This window comes from Komagataeibacter europaeus LMG 18890 (assembly GCF_000285295.1).
Classification (GTDB): domain Bacteria; phylum Pseudomonadota; class Alphaproteobacteria; order Acetobacterales; family Acetobacteraceae; genus Komagataeibacter; species Komagataeibacter europaeus.
This window is the reverse complement of sequence record NZ_CADP01000226.1, coordinates 1-2,276: the sequence shown is the minus strand read 5'-3', so window position 1 is coordinate 2,276 and position 2,276 is coordinate 1. Positions and strand designations below refer to the sequence as shown.

General features: G+C 52.1%; 3 protein-coding genes and 2 pseudogenes. 3 read left to right on the top strand and 2 right to left on the bottom strand.

Going from position 1 to position 2,276, the window contains the following annotated elements; genetic code table 11:
* Nucleotides 1–53: 53 nt before the first annotated feature.
* Nucleotides 54–443 (top strand): hypothetical protein, encoded by a 390-nt coding sequence (locus GEU01_RS25295; protein ID WP_081500053.1) that lies wholly within the window; start codon nucleotides 54–56, stop codon nucleotides 441–443.
* Nucleotides 444–523: 80 nt separating this feature from the next.
* Here the strand turns inward: GEU01_RS25295 and GEU01_RS26045 are convergent.
* Both GEU01_RS26045 and GEU01_RS20915 read right to left on the bottom strand, forming a co-directional pair.
* Nucleotides 524–643 (bottom strand): annotated as a pseudogene (locus GEU01_RS26045) (IS3 family transposase); the annotation flags it as partial.
* A 42-nt stretch (nucleotides 644–685) separates the two neighbouring features.
* A pseudogene (locus tag GEU01_RS20915) lies at nucleotides 686–1,234 on the bottom strand (transposase); the annotation flags it as partial.
* A gap of 120 nt (nucleotides 1,235–1,354) precedes the next feature.
* Between GEU01_RS20915 and GEU01_RS27675 the strand changes: the two are divergent.
* Both GEU01_RS27675 and GEU01_RS26040 read left to right on the top strand, forming a co-directional pair.
* Nucleotides 1,355–1,669: a helix-turn-helix domain-containing protein gene (locus GEU01_RS27675; protein WP_026018920.1), complete on the top strand. Its 315-nt coding sequence runs from the start codon at nucleotides 1,355–1,357 to the stop codon at nucleotides 1,667–1,669.
* Nucleotides 1,666–2,276: HipA N-terminal domain-containing protein (locus GEU01_RS26040; RefSeq protein ID WP_198284512.1), on the top strand; the 611-nt coding region annotated here is incomplete at its 3' end. The genes GEU01_RS27675 and GEU01_RS26040, both read left to right, overlap by 4 nt.

Sequence of the window (2,276 nt, the reverse complement as noted above, 5' to 3'; positions counted from 1 at the left end):
TGGGACACAATGAGGTATGTCGATGATATGTAGCCGAGAGGGTAGATTGCAGGATGAAGATCATCAGAACGGCCATCGTGATGGCGATAATTGCAGGCACGGGTGCCTGTTCGTCCACGGGTGATGCTTCCATAAAAAAAACAACCATTGCGGAAGTTGATCAGAATATTCATGATGGTGTAACAACTTCATCTCAGGTGCATCAGATTTACGGTGAACCGGGGCAGAAAACCTATGAAAATGGTTACGAAGTCTGGATTTATAGTTTTACGTCTGGCAGGGAGGATGGTCTTTCAATAGCGCAGGACGTAGTCGGACTTGGCATGCTTGGAGAAAGATCAAATAACAAAAGCAAGATGCTGACTGTTGTGTTGAGTAACGGGATTGTGATGAAGCATAGTTTTGCCACCTCGCATTTCAGTTCAAGCAGTGGTTTGATATAGCCATACCGTATGAACGTAATCGTTTGGTGTAGGTATTGGACTTGTAACGGTTTTGTACCGGTCATGAAGTGATTATGCCCCCTTGCTTCGAAAGCGAAGGGGCTGATGCCTCCCATATATGAATGGCGTCGACGTGGATTGTAGAACCCATTGATATACTGAAAGATGGGGGCGGTAGCCTCGCGACGGGTTGGCCAGTTCTGTTTCCAGAGCCGTACTGGCTGCCACGGACGCCCTTCTGTTTAGTAAGCGACGAAACGCGATGCATTGATCTCGCGATGACGGCATATGATGACGCCATAGACCTCGCGGGCGATGTAGCGTTTCAGGATGCGGATGACTTCGAGTTTGGAGTGACCTTCCGCGACACGCCCGGCGACATAAGCACGTGTCTTTTCGTCCGCTCGTAGGCGACCGATGGCGATAAGATGCAGGGCGCCGTTGGCTGCACGGTCACCGCCTCGGTTCAGTCGATGGCGGATCGTTTTCCTCGACGAGGCGGGTACAGGGGTGACACCACAAAGGGCAGCGAAGCTTGCTTCAGATTTCTTCAATCTATCGGGATTGATGCCAGCCGTCAGGAGAAGCAGGGCTGCTCCGTTGTGACCAATGGAATTGCGGGCGACGAGTTCCGGTGCAAGTTCTTCGACAATCGCCTTGATCATCAGGTCAAACTCGGCGATCTCGTCGTGCAGTGTAGCGTTCCCCGAGGCATAAGACACAGAAGGCAAGAAAGGTTGCTCGACCTCCTCAGGCTTCTCCGTGCCCGGGTATGAAAAATCTGGACGCCATATTCTATCGGGCTTGCCTTGTAGGGGATGGTTTGGCCGCCCTACGGGCGTAAATTGCCGTCGTATTTTAATATCAAATATGATATATAAAACCGAATAAATTGGAATAAGAGATCAAAAATGATACGTTATTTGTTGCCGAAAACGGCGATCGAAGTGCATGATGAGATAGCGATATCGGCTCGCGCGCGTCGGTTGGCAAAGAATATTACGCAGGAAGACCTCGCTGAGCAATCGGGGGTAGCCATAGCGACGCTTCGAAGATTTGAGAACGGAGGAACTGTGAGTCTGGCGACTCTGCTAGCAATAGCTGAGGCGCTCGGGACACTTGACGCTTTTTCTGATCTTTTTCCCATGCCAGAGGCTTCTTCCCTGGATGAACTGGATGAGTTTAGTCAACTCCGTCGACGCGCAGCGAAGCAGAGGACGCGATGATTGAAAGACTTTCTGTTGCGCTTGATTTCGGTGATGGAGAAAAGCCTCTACAGGTGGGACAGCTTGGCCGGGATCCTGAACGTCGAAGCATAGCTTTCGAGTGGGATGCCGGATTTGCGGCAAGTCCTCTTCCTCTCTCTCCGGTGCTTTGTCGGTCATATGATCAGTTGTTGAGGCCAAACAGCGGTCGGGGTGCAAGTCTTCCTTCCCTGTTTGAAGATAGTCTCCCAGATGGTTGGGGACGTCTCCTGCTTGATCGGGAAATTGCGGCGAGAGGTATCAGCCGAACCACAATCGGAGATATCGAGCGCCTCGCTTATGTCGGGCGCTATGGTAGCGGGGCCCTGACATACGCCCCTGAAACAGACAGCCTTCCGAATGAGAGCATTGATCTGGGCTGGTTCGAAGAGATCATACCACAAGTGGTGAATGGTGCGTCCGCAGCGGATCTTTCGCGGCTCCGTGTCATGTCCGGTGGCAGTCAGGGCGCGCGGCCCAAGTTTGTCGCGCAGATCAATGATGATATGCATTCCTTGCGCGATCACCGTCTGCCGCTCGCTTCCGGCTGGACTCAGGTATTGATCAAAGGGCGTGCATCATCTGATCC

Excerpts from the sequence above, each read along its gene's own strand:
- GEU01_RS25295 (WP_081500053.1), top strand. The coding sequence starts at position 54 with ATGAAGATCATCAGAACGGCCATCGTGATGGCGATAATTGCAGGCACG.
- GEU01_RS27675 (WP_026018920.1), top strand. The coding sequence starts at position 1,355 with ATGATACGTTATTTGTTGCCGAAAACGGCGATCGAAGTGCATGATGAG.